Annotated in this window: 1 pseudogene; it reads right to left on the reverse strand. The window is 67.1% G+C overall.

The features are described from left to right. Window positions 1-96 precede the first annotated feature (96 nt). Window positions 97-683: pseudogene (locus IE262_RS39055) on the reverse strand (alpha-1,4-glucan--maltose-1-phosphate maltosyltransferase); the annotation flags it as partial.

The following is a 683-nucleotide window of genomic DNA, read 5'->3' on the forward strand; positions in this document are numbered from 1 at the left end:
CGAGGACCTCGTAGAAGACGGCGCGTTTGAACCACTCCGGGTCGCGGTCCTTGGCGGGAGTGTCCTCGAAGGTGTCCGGGACTGGCTTGTTCACGGTCATGGGGTTTCTGACCCTCCGCTCTGCGCCGGCGACGACCGCCGCACATGGAAGACGTGTGCGGGTGCCCGGCCGGGTTCGAGGCGCACGTAGTTGTTCCTGCCCCAGTGGTGGATCTCGCCCGTGAGCTCGTCCTGGACCAGCATGGACTCGTGCCAGTCCAGACCGAGTTGCGGCATGTCCAGGGAGACCGTGGCCTCCTGGGTGTGGTGGGGATCGAGGTTGGCGATCACCAGGACCGTGTCCGAGCCGGTGCGTTTGCTGTACGCGATCAGCGCGTCGTTGTCGGTGTGGTGGAAACGCAGGTTCCTGATCCGACGCAGGGCGGGGTGGAGCCGCCTGATGCGGTTCAGGGCCGTGATGAGGGGCGCGATACTGCGTCCTTCGCGTTCGGCGGTGTCCCAGTCGCGGGGCCTGAGTTGGTACTTCTCGGAGTCGAGGTACTCCTCGCTGCCCTCGCGCAGGGGGGTGTTCTCGCACAGTTCGTAGCCGCTGTAGACGCCCCAGGCCGGGGACATCGTCGCGGCCAGTACCGCCCGTACCTCGAAGGCGGGACGGCCGCCGTGCTGGAGGTAGGCGTGCAGGA

It is taken from the genome of Streptomyces bluensis (assembly GCF_014650715.1).
GTDB lineage: Bacteria > Actinomycetota > Actinomycetes > Streptomycetales > Streptomycetaceae > Streptomyces > Streptomyces bluensis.